Origin of the sequence: Halobacillus litoralis, assembly GCF_020171725.1 — a bacterium.
Classification (GTDB): domain Bacteria; phylum Bacillota; class Bacilli; order Bacillales; family Halobacillaceae; genus Halobacillus; species Halobacillus litoralis_F.
Genome location: NZ_JAIVAJ010000003.1, coordinates 179,216 through 198,726, shown reverse-complemented (window position 1 = coordinate 198,726; position 19,511 = coordinate 179,216). Strand labels below are relative to the sequence as shown.

Here is a 19,511-nt window from a genome sequence, read left to right as displayed (position 1 = left end):
AAAAGCGGGGGCTTTGATGCTTACAATCCGATTCGATCGAAAATACGGTCTACATTCTTCAAATGGTGCTTATAGTCGAAGCAGGCATCCAGCTGCTCGTTGGATAGAGTCGACGTGATCCGCTCGTCCGCTTCAATCAGGTCGCGGAACGGTACGCCGCGCTCCCATGATTCCATCGCTTTCGGCTGGACAAGGTCGTACGCTTCCTCGCGTACCATGCCTTCGTCGATCAGCGTCAGTAGAACGCGTTGGGAGAAAATAAGGCCGAACGTCTTCTCCATATTTTCCTGCATGCGCTCCGGGAACACCGTCAAGTTCTTCACGATGTTGGCGAAACGGTTCAGCATGTAGTTGAGAGCAATCGTCGCATCCGGTAGAATGACGCGCTCAGCAGAAGAGTGTGAAATATCACGTTCATGCCAAAGCGGCACATTTTCAAACGCCGTCAGCATTTCACCGCGAAGGACACGGGCCATTCCCGTCATATTCTCTGACCCGATCGGGTTACGCTTATGCGGCATCGCAGACGACCCTTTTTGACCTTTTGCGAAAAATTCTTCTACTTCTCGTGTCTCGGTCTTCTGTAATCCACGAATTTCGACAGCAATTTTCTCAATGGAGGTCGCAATTAAAGCCAGCGTCGACACATAATGAGCGTGGCGGTCACGCTGAAGCGTCTGTGTCGATACAGGCGCTGGCTTAAGGCCTAACTTTTCACATACATGTTCTTCTACAAATGGATCGATGTTCGCGTATGTTCCAACCGCGCCGGAAAGCTTCCCGACTTGGATATGTTCAATGGCAAGGTCAAGACGCTCGAGGTTACGCTTCATTTCTTCGTAATACAGCGCAAGCTTCAAACCAAATGTTGTCGGCTCTGCGTGGACACCGTGCGTGCGTCCCATCATGACCGTATGTTTATGTTCTTTCGCTTTCTCACCGATGATCTCGATGAAGTTCACTAGGTCTTTGCGGATGATTTCATTCGCTTGTCTCAGCTGGTAGCTCAGTGCCGTATCGACGACATCCGTAGACGTCAGGCCGTAGTGGACCCACTTGCGCTCTTCTCCGACGGTTTCGGAGACGGCTCTTGTGAAGGCGACGACATCGTGACGCGTCTCGGCTTCGATTTCGTGAATGCGGTCGACGTCAAAGGACGCCTTCTCGCGCAGCTTCTCTACATCTTCTTTCGGAATGACGCCAAGCTCACTCCACGCCTCACACGCTAAAAGTTCTACTTCAAGCCACGCGTTGTAGCGGTTTTCTTCTGTCCAAATCGCACCCATTTTGGGTCTTGTGTATCGTTCGATCATGGTTATCCTCCTCGTTTTTCTACCATAAATGTACGTTGTTATTTTCTATGATTTCGTCGATTTCCTCAAGGCTTTCTCCAATGATCGTCAAATGTCCCATCTTTCTATGGTTGCGGGCTTCCTTTTTTCCATAGTCATGAAGGTAAATGCCTTGGTACTTCTCCAGGTTATCGAGTAAAAGGTTACGATGCTTGCCGAGGACGTTCACCATGACGGCAGCCGGGAAGGTATGCACCGGCAGAAGCGACAGGCCACAGATCGCTCGAACGTGCTGTCCGAACTGCGAGATGCTGCACGCTTCGATCGTGTAGTGTCCGGAATTGTGTGGACGCGGCGCCATTTCGTTGATGTACACATCATCCCCAATTACGAACATTTCGACGGCGAATGTGCCGACGATGTTCATGTGATCCGACATCCGCTTCACCGCATCACGTGCCTTATCCGCTACCGATTCTGAAATCATCGCCGGAACACGGGACTCGTGTAAAATGTGATTCTTATGGATATTCTCCGCAATCGGGAAATACGTGATCTCTCCTGACTGACTGCGGGTAAAGACTTGTGAGATTTCGAGGTCGAAGGACAACCAGGCTTCTACGATGTACGTTCCGCCTTCCTTAATGAAGGAACGCGCTTCGTCCGCGCTCTCTTCCACCTTCAGCTGACCTTTCCCGTCATAGCCCCCGCTGATCGTTTTTACAACAGCCGGGAACCCGGTCGCTTCAAACGCCGCTTCCAGCTCATCCACGGAATGAATGATCCGGTACGTCGGAACCGGAAGATCCGCTTCAACCGCGACTTGTTTTTCCTTCTCACGGTTCTGCGTCACTTCCAATGAGTAAGCTCCTTGTGGCAGCTTCCCTTCCGCTTCGAAAATGCGTGCGACTTCGAGGTCAACGTTCTCAAATTCGTACGTAATGACGTCACTAACTTTACTCAGCTGTTTAGCTGCTTCCTGATCGTCAAAGGCAGCTTGAATGTGAATGTCCGCAAGGCTCGCACACGGGCAGTCTTCCGCCGGATCGAGCACCGCGACACGGTATCCCATATGACGCGCTTCCACCGCCATCATCTGACCAAGCTGTCCTCCGCCTAAAATCCCGATTGTCTGTCCAGGTCGAATCACTTTAGAAGTCACTTAGATCGCTCCTCATTTCTTCAACTTTATTGACTAAACTCACGCGATAGTTTTGCAGCTTATCCGCTGTTTCTTCATCGAACGCTCCGAGCATCTGTGCGGCGAAAAGTCCGGCATTCTTCGCTCCAGCCGTTCCGATCGCCATCGTCGCCACCGGCACGCCCCCAGGCATCTGCCCGATGGACAATAACGAATCAAGACCCTGCAAGGCTTTTGACTGAACAGGCACACCGATCACCGGCAGCGTCGTTTTCGAAGCCACCATACCAGGCAGGTGAGCAGCACCACCAGCCCCTGCGATGATCGTCTTCAACCCGCGTCCCTTCGCTTCTTCTGCATATTGGAACATATCGTCCGGCGTCCGGTGAGCCGAAATAACTTCCTTCTCATACGAAATGCCAAGCTCGTCCAAGACGTCGCATGTATGTTTCATTGTTTCCCAATCTGACAAACTACCCATAATCACACCAACCTGTGGCATTCCACTCAACCCTTCCTTGATTTTGTTTGGAGGGAGGTGGGGATGGAAAATACTCGCTTTCCGTGGGCGGCGGTGAGCCTCCTCGGTCTCCGACCTGCGGGGTCTCACCCCAACCGCTAATCCCACAGGAGTCTCGCATTTTTCATCCCCACCTCACTGAACATCCAGCGCACTCGCTATCTGCCAGTGTGTAGAGAACTCAATTTCCTGCTTTCCTTTTTCATAAGTCCCGTCTAAAGACGGCTATTGTATTTCTCTCTATATAGTAGAAATCTATCAAACTCTCATCATAAGCTTCAGGCAGCCAAACTAGGTAATTAGCTCCCTCAAGGCGGGAACTTCCATTCCCACCACCCCGATTCTCTGTTAGTAGAGATCGCCAGAACCCTTTTTGGGCAAAGGGGGGAGGGGAACGGTGAGACTCCTGCGGGATTAAACGGACAATGGCGAGATCCCCGAAAGCGGAGCTTGAGGTAGCTCGGCGTCCGCCGCGGAAAGCGATCCGTTCCCCTCCCTCGCTTCTCATGCTCCCCCTACGTTCACTGATAAGTAGAGATCGCCAGAAACACTTTTTTTGTGAAGGGGGTGGGACATGGCGAGACTCCTGTGGGATGAACGGGCTAGGCGAGATCCCGCAGAGCGCGAAGCGATCGAGGAAGCTCGGCACACGCCCACGGAAAGCGAGTCATGTCCCACCCCCGCTTTCCTAACCCCAAACAGAGCACAAAAAAAGTGCGCCTGTCCGACGCTTCTCTACTATCAGAGAAGTCGTCAAACAGGCACACGTCAGTCGTATGATCAGACTTCCCTCATAGTCCGGAAATTTACGGTTTCCGGGTAGAAACGAACGGGCCTTATTCCCATCATATATGAGGTATTCCTCTATGCAGTTTCTGTTCTCATCATATCAAGAGCACCCGCACATGTCAACGTCAAAATCGAACGATAATAATTTAACAGTTGGTAAATGTTCGGATTTTACTCCTTTACTGCTTGAAAGACTATTTTTCTTCCAATCGGCTCCATCACCTTTTCTCCACCCTTTGTCTCCTCACGGAAAATCGGTTCTTCCGCACGGCGGATCGGTGTGTAACCTTCTTTCTTCATACGATCCAGGCAATCGCCGATCGTTTCATTCTCCTGCACTTCAAAGCGCTTTTTGTTGTTCTTCTTGGGCACGTTGAATCTTTCCTTTCTTCACGGACTTCGCCCAGAACCCGCCATGAATCTGCTTCGGCTCATAGGCGACGATGAATGCCTTCGGATCGATTTCATGAATCGTCTGGTAAAGGAGCGTTTCAAACTTCCTCGGTGTGAGGATCTGCATGTTCAATCGGTCCCCTTCCATTCCATAAGCATACCAGCTCGTCACCCCGTAACCTTTTTCACGAAGCTTTCTCGTAAATTCAATGTCAGGATCTGATGAAATGACGTTAACTGTAATATACCCAAGAGCAAGCTTCTCTTCAATCTTCATCCCGCAAATAACACCAAGCCCGTAACCGACCGCGTATGCCACAACGTTCAACCACTGATCCAAACGATCAAGTACAATTCCAAGACCATAGATATACGTCACAATCTCAAACATACTGATAAACGCAGCGAAATACCGTTGACCTTTCAGTGTAAAAATCATCCGCAAAGTAAAAAACGAAACGTACACAACATTCACAACCAAAATGATTGCGATAATCAACCATGGATTCTCCATTTTAAGTCCCCCTAAGCCTAGATGCTTATCCCCGGAGAATGGCTCGGTGTCAGAGCTTCAACTCTTGTAGAGGGCATTCACCTAGATGTCTTTTTCTGCATAAACTATAAACCATGGGAGCCTTCGGTACAATCATTTTTTATCGCAATTTCTGACATTTTAAGGAGGTAAATGATGTGAATTCCTTTAACGATTGGAAAGGCGGCATCGATAAAGTGTTTGGACAGGATTTTTGGAGCGGTTTTGAAGGGATGATGAAACAGGCATCCGGTACGCCAGGCCAGTCGAAAGATATGTTCGGTGGTTTCGAGCGGATGATGAAACCTTCCATTCCTGCCGTTAATATGTATCAATATGACAACGAACTGCTTTGTTTTGTAAACATTCCGGGAATGAATCACCCGAAGAATGTGGATGTGTTAGTGGATCAGACGACGCTCACCCTTCAAGGGAAGATTGATATCAACAACCGGGGTGGTCATCAGATTCGTTCGGAAATTGCAGACGGTGCATTTGAGCGCACGTTGGATTTACCTTTTGCTGTCCGCCATGACAAAATTGAAGCGACCTACAAGCATGGTCTTTTAATCATCCAGCTTCATCGACAAATTTCTGATGAGACAACACGTAAATCTGTAAGAATCCGCCACCTACAAGACGAGTAAACGGCGGATTCTTCTTTTTCAATAGTTCGGTTCCATCTTCAGTATGTAGTCTAAGGCGGTCGGGGGAATGAGTCGCTTTCCGTGGGTACCGTGAGCTTCCTCAGGCTTACGCCTTGCGGGATCTCACGCTGCACCTTTATCCCACAGGAGTCTCCCCATTCCCCCGACCACCTTCACAATATTTGGATGGATGGAACCATGCTGTTCACTGCAAGGAAGTGGCGCCGTTTACTCTCCTTATAGGAGGGTGGGAAGATGGAACAGGCTGAGACCCCACGGGACGGGACGTCCGAGGAGGCTCAGCGAACGCCTGCGGAAAGCGGACTGTTTTCCTTTCCCACCCAAACCACTCTCCGAAAAAACGGCTCCATATCCACCGGAAAGCGAGTTATTCCCCCTCCCTCCTTATTCACTACTTCTAGGACGGAAACAGGTTACTCTGTCAAGAATACAAAGTATAGGATGAAGATGAAGAATAGGAAATACATGATCGGGTGGATTTCTTTCGCTCGACCCTTCAAGATCATCGTGATCGGATAGAAAATAAATCCGATGGCAATTCCCGTTGCGATGCTGTACGTCAGTGGCATCGCAGCAATGACGAAGAAGGATGGGACGGCGATTTCGAACTGATCCCAATCAATGTTCTTAAGTGTTGAAGCCATGAGCACACCGACGATAATCAATGCTGGTGCTGTCACTTCAGCTGTTACGACACCCAGTAACGGGGAGAAGAACAGCGCAAGGATAAAGAATCCGGCGGTGACGACGGAAGCGAATCCGGTACGCCCACCTGCTCCGACACCGGCAGTTGATTCGATGTACGATGTAGTCGTGGAAGTTCCGACCGCTGCACCGACTACGGTAGCTGCACTATCGGCGAACAACGCACGTCCGGCGCGAGGCAGTTTGTTATTTTTCATAAATCCTGCTTGTGTTGCGACCGCTACGAGTGTACCGGCTGTGTCGAAGAAGTCGACGAATAAGAACGTTAAGATGACGACGAGCATTTCAATTGTGAAAATGTCACCGAAGTGCGCGAAGGCTGCTCCGAATGTTGGCGCAACGCTTGGTGCCGGGCTGACGACATCTCCAAGTCCTGTCGGCGCGCCGATCAGGCCTGTGACCATTCCGGCGATGGATGTCAGGATCATCCCGTAGAAGATTCCGCCTTTGATTCCTAGTGCCATAAGACTGACCGATACGATGATTCCGAAAATAGCAAGAAGCGTCGGTCCTGCCGTCAGGTCGCCAAGTGCGACAAGAGTTGCGTCACTGTTCTGTACAATTCCTGCGTTTTGGAAGCCGATGAAGGCGATGAACAACCCGATTCCGGCTCCGACAGCAAGCTTCAGGTTGGCCGGAATGGCATCAATGACTTTTTGGCGCAATCCTGTAACGGTAAGTACGATGAAAATAAGTCCAGAGGCAAGTACGCCGGCCAGTGCCGTTTCCCAGGGGATTCCGTAGCCAAGAACGACTGTATAAGCGAAGAAGGCGTTCAGTCCCATACCTGGCGCAAGGGCGATTGGATATTTTGCGAAAACCCCCATGATCAACGTCCCGACAGCAGCTGCTATAGCTGTCGCGGCGAAGACCGCTTCTTTATCAATTCGAGTGACTCCTTCCGGCAGCTGCTCAATGCCGTCTAGTGCCAGTGTAGATGGATTGACGAACAAAATGTACGCCATGGCAAGGAACGTTGTGAGTCCGGCCATGAATTCCGTACGATAATTCGTTCCCAGTTCTTCAAAGTTAAAATATTTCTTCATATCTTTCTTCCTCCCCTTCCGTCGGATGTTTCAATAAAAAAAAGAAACCCTTGGCGGTAGGCCAAGAGTTTCTCGTCGGGAATGGGGGAGGTGTTCGATTGTCGGTAAACAAAAGGCACGAATCCACCCATCCACCGACGTAGTCAGACCGATTTACGGTGGTCTGGTAGAAACTTATGGGCCTTATCCCCAAAATTATACGACGGTGATGCATATGATTTTTATGATGACGTGTTTAATCTTACAACGTTCGACAAAGCACGTCAACCATTTTCCGAACATTAATCATATTTTTTCTGCTTTTGTTCGTTTATTCCCACTCGATCGTTGCAGGTGGCTTACTCGTCACGTCATACACGACGCGGTTGATGTGGTCGACTTCATTGACGATACGTGTCGAAATCTTCTCAAGCACATCCCATGGAATACGCGCCCAGTCGGAAGTCATGCCGTCTACAGATGTAACGGCACGGATTCCGATCGTGTAATCATACGTACGCTCATCCCCCATGACACCAACAGAACGCATGCCTGGAAGAGCCGTGAAGTACTGCCAGATGTCACGGTCAAGACCGGCATTCTTGATTTCTTCACGAAGAATCGCATCCGATTCACGAACGATCTCCAATTTCTCTTCTGTCACTTCACCTAGGACACGAATCGCAAGACCAGGTCCCGGGAACGGCTGACGCCATACGATGTGCTCAGGCACACCAAGCTCAAGACCCAGTTCACGCACTTCGTCTTTGAACAGCGTATTCAACGGTTCAATCAGTTCGAACTCCATATCTTCAGGAAGTCCGCCGACGTTGTGGTGAGACTTGATCGTCTGCGCCGTTTCTGTACCACTTTCGATGATGTCCGTGTACAGGGTACCTTGCGCAAGGAAGTCGATGTCCTTCAACTTCTCTGCTTCATCGTCGAATACATAAATGAATTCATTTCCGATGATTTTACGCTTCTCTTCCGGATCTGAAACGCCGTTCAGCTTGCTCATGAAGCGGTCTTTCGCATCGATTTTGATGATGTTCATGTTGAAGCCGTCACCTAGGAAACGCATGACATCATCAGCTTCATTTTTACGAAGCAGGCCGTGGTCGACAAAAATACACGTCAGCTGGTCACCGATCGCCTTATGAATCAGCGCTGCAACGACAGACGAGTCCACGCCGCCACTCAACGCACAAAGCACTTTGCGGTCGCCGACCTGTTCACGGATTTTCTCTACTTCCATTTCAACGACATGTTCCATCGTCCAGTCGTCTTTCGCTTCACACACGTCGAAAACAAAGCTTCTCAGCAGATCGTTTCCGTATTCAGAGTGGCGGACTTCCGGGTGGAACTGCACGCCGTACATCTGCTTGTCCTCGTCACTGATCGCCGCAACCGGGCAGGACGGACTTGTCGCATCGACACCGAATCCTTCCGGCGCTTCGATGACTTTATCGCTGTGACTCATCCAGACCACTTGCTCTAGCGGTGTTTTGCGGAAAAGAACCGGACCATCATTGACCGTAATGTCTGCTTTTCCGTATTCACGCTGCTTGGCACGCTCGACTTTACCCCCGAAGTGATGCGTCATCAGCTGCATGCCGTAACAGATACCGAGCACAGGAATGCCAAGCTCGAACAGGTCTTCGTCGCAACGGAAACTGTCTTCTCCGTACACACTGTTCGGTCCACCTGACAAGATGATACCGCTCGGGTTCAACTCTTTGATCTCTTCAGCTGTCATCTTGTGCGAACGAAGCTCACTGTACACCCCGAACTCACGAATACGACGCGTAATTAACTGATTATACTGGCTCCCGAAATCAAGAACCAGAATCATACCTTCCACTTTTTCCATACATCCCCACTCCTTTGTTTTATAACTTCGTTTCTTTATTATGTTCCATTTGCTTTGTATGCCTCGGTCGTTTTGTTACTTTTTAGAGTGCAGGGCTCCTCGCCGTCCGCGGAAAGCGAGTCGTTCCCCTCACCCGCTCCACTCTACTGAGAGACGAAACGGCTCAAACAAAAAAATCTGCCTTCTCTTGTCGAAACATAAGAAGGCAGAAATCGAATTACGCATACACGTCCCCTGATTCCCACCTTCATAGTCAGAGCGTTATCGGCGCTCCGGTAGAGACTCTCGGACCTTATTTCCGAGGATATACGAAGGAGAATACGATTAATTTCATTCATTCTAACAACCGGCATGAAAGGAATCAAGACAATGCTTTTTTAATTAAATTTTCCCATAATTCAGAGACTTTGCCCCACTGCACATTATGCTCATCATTCCGGTAGACGAACCGCTCGTAATGATGCGTCAACTGGCGCATCTCATTGGTCTGATAATGACTGTCAATAGAGCGCGCATACTCACGTAACGTTTGCTCCGGATTTCGTTTGAAGCCTTTATGTGCAAGCAGTTTCAGTAAAAAGTGATACGCCCGTTCGTAGTTCTCAGCGTTTCCTTCTTTCTTGAAGCGACGGATCAGCATCGTGGACATCCATCTGAATCTCGTAAAGTAGAGAATCAAACTGGATACAGCCAGGATACCGGCTCCCACGTAGATCCACGTGAAGTTGAAGGAAGACGTACCGCCTGCGTTGGCATCAGAGCTCGATGTCTCTTCTTCCAACTGTTGCGGGTTCCCCATATTATCTTCAGGAGTCTGAGCTCCTTCATCTGTCTCCGTATCGTCGGTGCTCGTATCTACATCACTATAGAAGTCGGTGTTGTTCGAGAAGCCTTGTGTCGGCTCGAACGGCACCCATCCGATTCCAGCGAAATACACTTCGACCCATGAGTGAGCGTTGGCACTTGTGACTTGATACGTGTTTTGAACATCATCTGTATAATCAGGCGTTTCTGAATCGATTCGCTCCCCTGAAGTGAAGCCTTTCACCCAGCGGGCTGGAATGCCTTCTGAACGCAGAAGGACGACCATCGATGTCGAGTAGTTATCACAGTACCCGAGCTGTGTTTCAAATAGGAATTGATCGACGTAGTCCTGATTCTCACTCGGAACCGGGACTTCGGTTGTCGAGTACTCAAATCCGTTCGACGAGAAGTACTGCTCGACAGCCTTCGCTTTGTCGTAACGGTTGTCCTCCCCCTCCACGATTTGACTCGCCAGGTTGCGGACACGACTCGGAAGGGTTTCCGGCAGCTGCAGATACTTCTCACGAATCTCCGCAGGGTCATTATCACCTGTCTGCCTCAACTGACCATACTCAAAGGAAGGGTAATCGTAGTTCACAACGAACTCATTGATTTTAGCAAGAGACCCACCGCGAAGCGTATCGATCTCTCCCGTTTCCGTGTGAAGGTTGTACCGACTGTTCTCAGGTGTCGCTTCAAGCGAGCTTAATCCATATGGATAGACGAGCTTTTCGAACGTCGCGCCTCTCTCCATCCGGATCATCGCTTTCTGCTCTTCTGATTCCACATTATCGGTAAAGGTAGGGTATTCGAGCTCACTCGCTGAAACGGTCGTTGTCGGACGGCTCAGCGTATCTTCCCACCCTTTTCCGGTGTAGGTATCCTTCGATTCGATCCTCCAGTACCTGTCGCCGTCTGCCATCGCTTCGAATACCGGCGTGTTATCCTGGACGAATGAGCCTCCGAGTCGGCTGTCATTCTCTCCATACCCGACTTTCTGTACGACATTGCCGACACCACCAGGACCAGAGCCGCCTGTAGCACTTTTCAAATAAGGAACCGGGTCCGGCCATTGCGGTGACAGCTTCGGTGACGCATAAGCGGCTACCGTTGAGAAAAGGATGATGCCGACGAGCGGAATGACCCATAAGTGGACCCGCTTGAATGACGAACTCGGAATCGATTCTCTGTCCATTTCTTTCGCAAAGCTCGATAGTCCAAGAGCCGCCATTGCAAGGATGAACGTTCGGACGATCGCCCATTTTCCGTCATAGATCGTGAAGGTGTCGATGACGGTCACGTAGATGAACGTCATGACGACGAAAATCAACATGCGCTTGGCGACCACCAGCCAGTAGAACAGCAGGTAACTCATCAACCAAAGCAGGACAAGGAACAGGACACTCCGGAACAACGGCGTCATCTGCCACCATTCCTGCGTCTGAATCACTTGGATGTTGAACATGAGTTGATCATATACGACGGAGAACCAGTCTCGGCTGAAGAGACGTTCCCCGATATATAAACCGTCGATGATGAAAATGAGACCGACGAGCTTCAGCGGCATCGAAATCCACCACTGGATCTGCAAAAACGAGACGAAGAAGCAAAACGCTGCATAGATGAAGAAGATCGTCACGTCATCTGTATTGGTGATGGTCTCAAGCGGAAGGAGCCATTCGCAAAAGAGCAGAAACCCGATCACATAAATGGTGAGGGTATAAATGAACGAGTGATTCTGTTGATTCTGTCCATTCATTACGTGTTCACCTCGAATTCCTTCTGTATTAATTGTTCTTCTGAAATCACTTGAACGTGGACTCCTTGATTCTTCAGCTGCTTAATGTGCTGATGATCCTGGAATTCCATCGTTTTATGAGACTTGATGTAAAAGAAGACGAGGCGTTTGCTCTTCTTCGCAAGCTTCACCAACGATTGAGAAATGCTTTCGTCAAGAAGCGGACTGACGACCATCCCGATCATGCCGGACGGAAGACGCGTGCGCTCGCGCTCAAGCTGCTGGGCAAACGGCACACGACCAACTGCCCGGACTTTTGCGAGATGCGCCTGAATCATCTGCTGGTGCGTCGAATTTTTTTGTAATGGGAAATACGACCGCTCATCGCCGAGTGTCATATAGGCAAGATGCGAAGTCGACTTCTGCAGCTCATCAAGCAGGGATGCCGTAAATTCTACAGCCCCTTCAAAGCTGACCGAGTGCATAGAAGGATGATAGACCGCGTTCAAAATAACAAGCATGTCCACACTCTTCTCCTGCTCGAATTCCTTCGTCATCATTTCGCCTTTTTTCGCCGTCGTTTTCCAGTCCACCCAGGCAAATCGGTCACCCGGAATGTACTCGCGGACACCTGTGACGATGTTTGTATTCTTTTCATTCAGCTTAAAAGATGGACTCGCCCCTTGTTCGAAACTGTAGACACTTTCTTTCATCTTCACAGGGCGTTTATATGGAAAGACGAGGAGTTTGTTCTCACTCATGAACACGTGCTCTTTTTTTACAAAACCGAAGAAATCTCCTGTTTTGACGCGGAGGGCCTTCAGTTCGTGTTCCCCGCGAGGCACTTTGTCGAGGGTGTACCGGAACCTGATGTTCCGTTTGAACCAAGGGAATGTGACGTGCTTGATCAGTCTCGGTTCTTTGACCGTTTCTTCTTCACTCATGTCCCGGAACTTCTCCAAATGGGTATCCCTGTCCTTCAATGAATGGGGCAGGTACTCCTCAAGGACACAGTAGTAGACCGGGAAAGGGAATCGCCTTTTGATGTTGACTTCGACTTCGACACTTTCGCCGCCTGTCGCCACACGCTTCGACAACTTCCTCTCCACCTTCCAGCTGGTCATCGGATACAGCAGGATCCCTGTCATATAGACAAGAAACGGCAGAAACGCATAGAAAAGGAACCAACTGACAAAGCCTCCTTGGAACATCGCGTAAGAAAAGAGAAGACAGAAGAGGAACGCGACAAATAGGAGTTTAAGAATGAATTCTAACGACTGTTTCATTCACTGATGTTCCTCTTAACAGGAATCGATGTCGAGGACAGCAGACTTTCCACAATTTCTTCAGCCGTCGTTCCCTCAAAGCGGGATTCGGACGTCAGAATCATACGGTGGGAAAGAACGAAAGGAGCTAAATATTGAACATCATCCGGCACGACATAATCACGGTCATGGATGAAGGCATAGGCTTTCGCCGCTTTCATCAAAGCGATGGATCCACGAGGGCTGACTCCGAGGTAGACCCCTTCATGCTCCCTTGTTCCAGTAATCAAATCGACGATGTAACGATTGACGGTATGATCGACATACACATCCTCTACTTCCCTCTGCAGCTCAACCAGCTCATCACGGGAAATGACGGATGCGATCGACTCAATCGGATGCGCTCCTGACGTACGGTTCAGCATCTCCATCTCCTGCTTGGCAGAAGGATAGCCCATCTTCATTTTGATAAGAAAACGGTCGAGCTGAGCCTCAGGAAGCGGGTATGTTCCTTCATATTCAATCGGGTTCTGTGTAGCCATGACAAAGAAAGGATTACTTAACGGAACCGTGTTGCCATCTACTGTGATGCTCGTTTCCTCCATTCCTTCCAAAAGGGCGGACTGCGTCTTCGGGGATGTACGGTTGATCTCATCGGCAAGGACAACATTGCCAAGGATCGGTCCAGGACGGAATTCAAATTCCATATCCTTCGGGTTATAAATCGAAACGCCTGTCACGTCAGATGGAAGCAGGTCAGGTGTGAACTGAATACGTTTAAAGTCACAATCCATCGACTTTGCAAGCGTCTTGACGAGCATCGTCTTTCCGACACCAGGAACGTCCTCCAATAGCACGTGACCCTTTGCCAGCAAGGCAACAAGGCTTAATAGAGATGCCTCTTCTTTACCGATCATAACTTTATTAATATTTGCCATTACTTCAGATATTTTGGGCTGTAATAAATAGGTTTGCTGACTCATCAGGTGAGCTCCTCTCCTTATATATGAAGCTATTTTTCAGAATAATCACGCTCATTCTAACTATACTATATCCCACCTTACGTAACAAAACATGTGACCACTTGGATATTACAGGAAATAGGACAGTCATTCTATTTTTTCCAAAAAGTCACATTATCAAAATATCACACTGCACCGTGCAATGAATAGATTTCTGTCAAAAACTATTTGATTAATTTCATTTTTTCGACATTATTATGTTTAGATAACATATTACGTGGGTATATATGAATTTATATCATAGTCTAGGGGAGAGTTTTGATTCAAAGTGAATGCTTTAGAAATGAAAATCGAAGAAACCCGTCAGAAGATGTACGAGTCTTATTTAAAGGGGAAAGACTATGAAGACGTTCTACAGCTTTCCCAGGAATTAGACCATCTACTTAACAGCCTGAGCGAGATGAAAACCCCACAACTAAACAGATAACTTAATTTTCCAATATAAAGCCCTCTCCTACGATAGAGAGGGCTCTTTTATCTATTCTTTTTTAAAGTCGATGGTGCTTCTGACCGTATCGATCGGCCTGACGACTTTCTCGATTTGTTCTCGCTTCGGCTCAAGCATCGGAGGAAGGGCAAGCTTCTCTCCCAGAGTTTCGTAAGGTTCATCACCCATGAAACCAGGACCGTCCGTTGCGAACTCGAATAAGATTTGCGGAGCTACATTGACGTATAGCGATCCGAAGTAATGACGGTTCACATACCCAGACGTCCGGAAACCGAATTGCTTCATCCACTCGTCCCATTCTTCAAGCATATCAAGGTCCTCTAGACGGAACGCAGCGTGGTGGACCGTGCCGTACCCTTGTCTAGCAGGTGGTAGAATGTTGTTGAACTCGACAATGACTTGAGCTCCGTTACCTCCTGGTCCGACCTCAAACAATCGGAAGGATCCTTCATGACCGATTTCTTTGAATAACAGAACCTTCTCGAGCATCTTCTTGAAATACTCCACATTATCAACGCGCACGTGGAGCGGTCCAAGACCCGTAATCGCATACTCTAAAGGAACCGGTCCCTTCTGCCATGGAATACCCGCCGGAACCCCTTCGTCCTGTTCATCGGATACAAGTTCATACGACTGATCATCGAAATCGACGAACGGAAGGATTTTTTTACCGAAACGCTCCTGAATGCCTTTATGCTTCACGTCCAATCGATCAAAGCGCTTCACCCAGTACTCGAGCGCTTCATCACTCGGCACACGGAAGGACGTACGACTGATTTCGTTCGTTCCGTGCGACCCTTTCGGAATACCAGGAAAATCGAAGAACGTCATATCTGTCCCCGGATTCCCTTCATCATCCGCAAAAAATAAATGATACGTCTTAATGTCATCCTGGTTGACCGTCTTCTTCACCAAACGCATCCCAAGCGTGTACGTAAAAAATTCATAGTTCTTCTCAGCACTGCTCGTAATAGCCGTGACGTGGTGTATGCCTTTTAATTCGTTCACAATCGATCCCTCCGAATTATCTCAGTTTCAAGATAAATATAATAAAGATCTGCCCGAAAGTCAAATATGGGAAATGAAAGCCCGTCTATTCAAATGAAGCAAGCATCATCTCGACCGCATCCACAAAATTCTGCTTCTCCGGTCCATCTTCCCGCGCATACGCATTCACATACGTCAGCTGATAACTTTGACCATCCTCCATCCAATGAGCTGTAATGGAAGGAAGCTGGCTTTCATACCTGACTTTAACTTCGCGGGAACCAAGCTTCATGGTTTCAAAGCCTTGTGCATTATGGACGTTTAATTCCGCTTCATAGTTAGCCACTGTAAAATCAACGAATTCATACGCATCCTGATTGGCTATAGCATCCTCATAGTTAAGCTCTACCCCTTCTCTAACATACCTCGTCATAATCGAAATTTGGTCACGGTCTTCCGTAGATTGATAAATCTCTGACCAATCCCCTCCCTGCTCAAAAGGAAACTCCGTCAGTTCGGGGACCTCAAAAGAAAGCTCCTCGACGGCACGTTCAAACGGAACAGGCTCGTACCAAATCTTTTCATGCCGCTCATCTTCTACTTCTAAACTGATATCTTCCTGACACGCCGCTAATCCAAGCAGCATAACAAAAGAAAAAATGAATACCTTTCGCATGATTGCTCCAACCTTTCTGTTTACTCTCTATTTATAAGTACGTCTGGAGGGCGGGTCGCGTTTCACTTGGTATGGGATTTGGAGTGGACGCGCGCAGAATGGGATGAACGCGCATAGACTTCCGTTGGGGGCGCATTGGTTGAAGATGAACGCCCATAGAGTTGTGCTGAGCGCGCATAGACTCTCGCCGAACGCGCATAGCACTCCAAACATTCAGAAAGCCTCCCCAAACTATCTGCCACAATAGATTAATTATGTTAAAATTATGAAATAAATCTATATTTTCAAATAGCAGATGTGTGTTAGATAAAAAGCGGACACTGGACGATAGAACAACCAGAGAGATTAATAGAAGAAACCCTACAGTTTCTCCAAAATAGAAAGGAAGCCTACTATGACGACACGACTTTCCATCGAGCCAATGAATGAAGAGGAACTCAAATCATACATGATTCAATGGGAGAGCGGACAGAAACAATGGTCAACGATGGATACCAATAAAAACGTCTGCTCCATGATCGAACACATCGGCTCAACCGATCCCGTTTTACGAGACGAACTCATCTATAGAACCTTTTTCAAAATCATTATTGAACGTCCCACACTTACGCCGAATCTACTTAATGAGCTTGTCCAGGTGTGCTTGGACGACCGACTTATGAAAGGCATCGGTGAGAAGAATACAGATTCAGTCTTCACACGCTCCTTCACAACTCTGCTGCTTGCACTGATTATCGGACGTGATAGCGAAGAACCATTCTTAAACAAAAGCACAGTAATTGAAATGAAAGACAAGCTTCTAAGTTATACTCATCAAGAAAAAGATTTCAGAGGCTTCGTCCCAGGCAAAGGGTGGGCCCACAGCACCGCTCATGTCGCAGACACATTGGATGAACTCGTCAAAAACCCGAATATCTCAAATGAATCTTACCCTGAAATCCTACAAGCCCTGTGGAGCATGGTTCTAACTTCCGAAAGTGCCTACATTCACGATGAAGACGAACGGATTCTCGTGCCGGTATTTGCCATGATGGAGCGTGGTCTTGATGTAAGCGAAATAACCAAGTTGATTCATAATCTTCCTGAAGAATTGAGTGAACGAAAGAATAAGCTGAAGGACGAAGAATACTGGTACCTTCTGAGTAATGTGAAGACGTTCTTGAAGAGTTTTTATGTAGCCGTAGGTGGAAAGCCTGAATGGAAAGGCCTGCAGCAAACGATTGGGAATTCTATTCATAAACTATAAAAGGGAGGCTGCACAAACACAGCCACCCTTCCTATTATTTTTGCTTCGTATAGTAATAATTCAACCACTTACTCATTTTCTCATACTTCTCTGAGATTCGTTGTTGGACAACTGAGTCAAGACTGTTTAATCCACTTAACATCTCTTGTGATTTGTTCATCTCTTTCTCTACTTTGGACCATTTCAACGAATGAGCAGGGCGTTCCATCATCACTTCCCACTTCTTGAAGTTGTTGATCAACTTCCGCCCCTCGTGACGATTGACTGCCCCCTGTTTGATGTAAAGCTCTTCCGTCTGTGAACTCAGTTCTCGAACGGTGGCAAGAACTGCACCACGTGGGTCTTCACCAGGATTCACAGCCGCCTCTCTCCATGGTCCTTTTCCAAGAGCATCGACAGAAGGTGCACTTGCCTGGCCGAATGCAAACATGTTCACGCCGGATGTTCCATAGCCCGCGGCCAGCACGTCCTCCACTGCCGCTTTCTCACTTAGATGGTGGTAGAATGAGTAGATGCCTGTATAGTACATCGTTTCCTCAGGCATTAACTCTTTGCTTGCTCTGACCGTGGACTGAATACTATTAAAGTCATGACCATAGGCTTGTGGAATCACCCCGTCAATATCCTCTACCCAGTCACTGATCAGTACGGCTTCAGGTCCAGGCTCCGGCGTTGCCGTCAGCATAAATGCACCATCCAACTGCTTACTCTGATCGTGCAGCTTCTCTACAAATGCATTCTCTTGCTCTCTCAACCACATCTCCCACTCTTCAAAGAGGTCATCCGACTCTTCCAGCATTAGAGGGTCGACTCCATACTCTTCCTCAAACCTATTCCTGTTCGATTCACTGTAGCTGTAGCTTTCTTCAAAAGAGTGATGCGGATAACGCATATAATCGATGTTCAACCCTGTAATTGCATAATCCTTTTGCTGCTCTTTATAAATATCCAACATAAATTGTTGAACATCCGGGTTAGCAATATCCAACCAATAATAGTTACTCTTCGAATCTGCCCCAGGTGTGCCCGGCTCATCATTTCGTTGGACCGCTGCCCACTCAGGGTATTGTTCGAATTGAGATGGAAGCCCAAGACTGACGTGACCGATCATAAACCCATCTGTCCATGATTGAACCGTAATTCCACGCTTCTCCCCTTCTTCAATGAAAGCCTGCAGAATATCCGATCCATATTTCCCGTAATCCTGATTCACAAAATTAGGGTGCTGCTTCGGCAGACCATATGCCTCCATCGTATCACTCGGGAAAATCGTATATCCCCAAAACGTCGTTTCAAGGTACAAGGAATTAAAGCCCGCTTTCTCCATACGATCCAGAGTCGTCTGAACATCTTCTAAATCCTTCTCCTCCGGACGATACCAAATCGCCCGCTGCTCTCCGACTTCAGAAGGGAGAGAATAATAATATCCATCATAGGCCGCTTGAGTGGCCTGCTCTGTATATGCGAGCGCCTGCCTCGGATTCTCACTTTGGACATCTTCTGCCTTTTGTAAAAGTTCCTCGGCTTTTGCTATCGACTGCTCCGCCTGTTCGTAAGATGCGTCTATAAATTGAGCTCTCGCATCTGCAAGGCTTGCTTTCGCCTCGGTCAAAGCCTGCTGACTTTTAAAGATATAGGTGGAAGCATCCCGGATCAGATCTATTGAACCATCCTGTTCATACATGACCTTCATCCCGATTTCAGCTTGTCGCAAGAAATTGGCTTCTACTCCATGACCACTGACAACAAATCCATTGGCCGGAATTGAACTATCCCCACCGCCCACTTTGGTCACAACGCCTTCTGTTACCGTAATTTCGTAGCCATAAGGGTTTGTTCCTGTGCTGTCACCGAAGTCAGGTGTGTACAAAAGCAACTGGTTTGCGCCTCTATTCCCTGGAAAAGGAGCACCGTCTGGATTCGTCTCATCCGTTGGGTCGATATCGTCCAGCTGACTACCGTAACGTTTCTCCACTGGTTCTTCTATTTCAACATTCTCTCCATTATCCAGTGACTTCAGAAAATCGAGAATATCTGAAGAAGCTTTTGTGGACAACACCACTCCTTCTTCTGGAATCGACTGATCTCCTGAACCTGAACGAATGACTTCATACTCCGTAAGACCGATCTTCTCGAGCACAACTTCATAAGAGTCCTGGCTTGTCTCCGTAAAGTAACTGAATGTCGGATCAAACAGCACAAGCTTCCCGCCGTTGCTCCGGTCATTCACCGCGTCTACTGTCATGCTTGTCCCGTCCTCATCTTTCACTACGGTTGCTTCATCTTCCTCAGCTGCCGCAGGACTCAACAACAAACTGAGAAACAGGACGAACACCCCAAAAAATGCTACGACTTGTTTACTGGTCCCTTTCATCTCATCAATCCTCCAT

Annotated in this window: 16 protein-coding genes and 3 riboswitches; of the genes, 3 read left to right on the top strand and 13 right to left on the bottom strand. The window is 48.2% G+C overall.

What is annotated here, in order from left to right; translation table 11 throughout:
* Positions 1–20: 20 nt before the first annotated feature.
* The 5 genes from purB to LCM20_RS08385 all read right to left on the bottom strand — a co-directional run bounded on the left by purB (position 21) and on the right by LCM20_RS08385 (position 4,649).
* Positions 21–1,313: an adenylosuccinate lyase gene (purB, locus tag LCM20_RS08405; RefSeq protein WP_225194994.1), complete on the bottom strand. Its 1,293-nt coding sequence runs from the start codon at positions 1,311–1,313 to the stop codon at positions 21–23.
* A gap of 19 nt (positions 1,314–1,332) precedes the next feature.
* Positions 1,333–2,454 carry a 5-(carboxyamino)imidazole ribonucleotide synthase gene (gene purK / locus LCM20_RS08400; RefSeq protein WP_225194993.1) on the bottom strand — a complete coding sequence of 374 codons (1,122 nt, stop codon included), beginning with the start codon at positions 2,452–2,454 and terminating at the stop codon, positions 1,333–1,335.
* Positions 2,444–2,935 (bottom strand): 5-(carboxyamino)imidazole ribonucleotide mutase, encoded by a 492-nt coding sequence (gene purE, locus LCM20_RS08395; protein ID WP_225194992.1) that lies wholly within the window; start codon positions 2,933–2,935, stop codon positions 2,444–2,446. Before purE ends, purK begins: the two co-directional genes overlap by 11 nt.
* Positions 2,936–3,727: 792 nt before the next feature.
* A riboswitch (purine riboswitch) is annotated at positions 3,728–3,828 on the bottom strand.
* Between the two features lie 85 nt (positions 3,829–3,913).
* On the bottom strand, positions 3,914–4,114 hold the full coding sequence (locus tag LCM20_RS08390) for an NETI motif-containing protein (RefSeq protein WP_225194991.1): 201 nt from the start codon (positions 4,112–4,114) through the stop codon (positions 3,914–3,916).
* Positions 4,083–4,649, bottom strand: a complete 567-nt coding sequence (locus tag LCM20_RS08385) for a DUF2179 domain-containing protein (RefSeq protein WP_225194990.1) — start codon at positions 4,647–4,649, stop codon at positions 4,083–4,085. Before LCM20_RS08385 ends, LCM20_RS08390 begins: the two co-directional genes overlap by 32 nt.
* A 176-nt stretch (positions 4,650–4,825) precedes the next feature.
* Here LCM20_RS08385 and LCM20_RS08380 point away from each other — a divergent pair, with 176 nt between their 5' ends.
* Positions 4,826–5,314, top strand: coding sequence for an Hsp20/alpha crystallin family protein (locus LCM20_RS08380; protein ID WP_225194989.1), 489 nt, complete (start codon positions 4,826–4,828; stop codon positions 5,312–5,314).
* A 434-nt stretch (positions 5,315–5,748) separates the two neighbouring features.
* Here the strand turns inward: LCM20_RS08380 and LCM20_RS08375 are convergent, their stop codons facing one another.
* From LCM20_RS08375 to LCM20_RS08355, 5 genes are all read right to left on the bottom strand, one after another.
* Positions 5,749–7,086, bottom strand: coding sequence for an NCS2 family permease (locus LCM20_RS08375; protein ID WP_225194988.1), 1,338 nt, complete (start codon positions 7,084–7,086; stop codon positions 5,749–5,751).
* A gap of 120 nt (positions 7,087–7,206) precedes the next feature.
* A riboswitch (purine riboswitch) is annotated at positions 7,207–7,309 on the bottom strand.
* 87 nt (positions 7,310–7,396) lie between these two features.
* On the bottom strand, positions 7,397–8,935 hold the full coding sequence (gene guaA / locus LCM20_RS08370) for a glutamine-hydrolyzing GMP synthase (RefSeq protein ID WP_225194987.1): 1,539 nt from the start codon (positions 8,933–8,935) through the stop codon (positions 7,397–7,399).
* A 230-nt stretch (positions 8,936–9,165) separates the two neighbouring features.
* Positions 9,166–9,267: riboswitch (purine riboswitch) on the bottom strand.
* Between the two features lie 29 nt (positions 9,268–9,296).
* Complete coding sequence (locus tag LCM20_RS08365; protein ID WP_225194986.1) at positions 9,297–11,498, bottom strand: DUF3488 and DUF4129 domain-containing transglutaminase family protein; 2,202 nt, start codon at positions 11,496–11,498, stop codon at positions 9,297–9,299.
* Complete coding sequence (locus LCM20_RS08360; RefSeq protein WP_225194985.1) at positions 11,498–12,763, bottom strand: DUF58 domain-containing protein; 1,266 nt, start codon at positions 12,761–12,763, stop codon at positions 11,498–11,500. Before LCM20_RS08360 ends, LCM20_RS08365 begins: the two co-directional genes overlap by 1 nt.
* The gene (locus tag LCM20_RS08355) at positions 12,760–13,725 is read right to left on the bottom strand and encodes an AAA family ATPase (RefSeq protein WP_225194984.1); all 966 of its coding nucleotides are present in this window, start codon (positions 13,723–13,725) and stop codon (positions 12,760–12,762) included. The genes LCM20_RS08360 and LCM20_RS08355 overlap by 4 nt, the downstream gene beginning before the upstream one ends.
* Positions 13,726–14,047: 322 nt before the next feature.
* Between LCM20_RS08355 and LCM20_RS08350 the strand changes: the two genes are divergently transcribed.
* A complete protein-coding gene (locus tag LCM20_RS08350; RefSeq protein ID WP_225194983.1) occupies positions 14,048–14,191 on the top strand; it encodes an aspartyl-phosphate phosphatase Spo0E family protein in 144 nt (47 codons plus the stop codon).
* A 51-nt stretch (positions 14,192–14,242) separates the two neighbouring features.
* On the opposite strand, the gene LCM20_RS08345 is transcribed toward LCM20_RS08350, so the two are convergent.
* Both LCM20_RS08345 and LCM20_RS08340 read right to left on the bottom strand, forming a co-directional pair.
* A complete protein-coding gene (locus tag LCM20_RS08345; protein WP_225194982.1) occupies positions 14,243–15,220 on the bottom strand; it encodes a ring-cleaving dioxygenase in 978 nt (325 codons plus the stop codon).
* An 85-nt stretch (positions 15,221–15,305) separates the two neighbouring features.
* Positions 15,306–15,875, bottom strand: coding sequence for a hypothetical protein (locus LCM20_RS08340; protein ID WP_225194981.1), 570 nt, complete (start codon positions 15,873–15,875; stop codon positions 15,306–15,308).
* 394 nt (positions 15,876–16,269) lie between these two features.
* On the opposite strand from LCM20_RS08340, the gene LCM20_RS08335 reads away from it, so the two are divergent.
* Positions 16,270–17,121, top strand: coding sequence for a DUF2785 domain-containing protein (locus LCM20_RS08335; RefSeq protein WP_225194980.1), 852 nt, complete (start codon positions 16,270–16,272; stop codon positions 17,119–17,121).
* 34 nt (positions 17,122–17,155) lie between these two features.
* On the opposite strand, the gene LCM20_RS08330 is transcribed toward LCM20_RS08335, so the two are convergent.
* Positions 17,156–19,495 carry a glycoside hydrolase family 10 protein gene (locus LCM20_RS08330; RefSeq protein ID WP_225194979.1) on the bottom strand — a complete coding sequence of 780 codons (2,340 nt, stop codon included), beginning with the start codon at positions 19,493–19,495 and terminating at the stop codon, positions 17,156–17,158.
* Positions 19,496–19,511 lie beyond the last annotated feature (16 nt).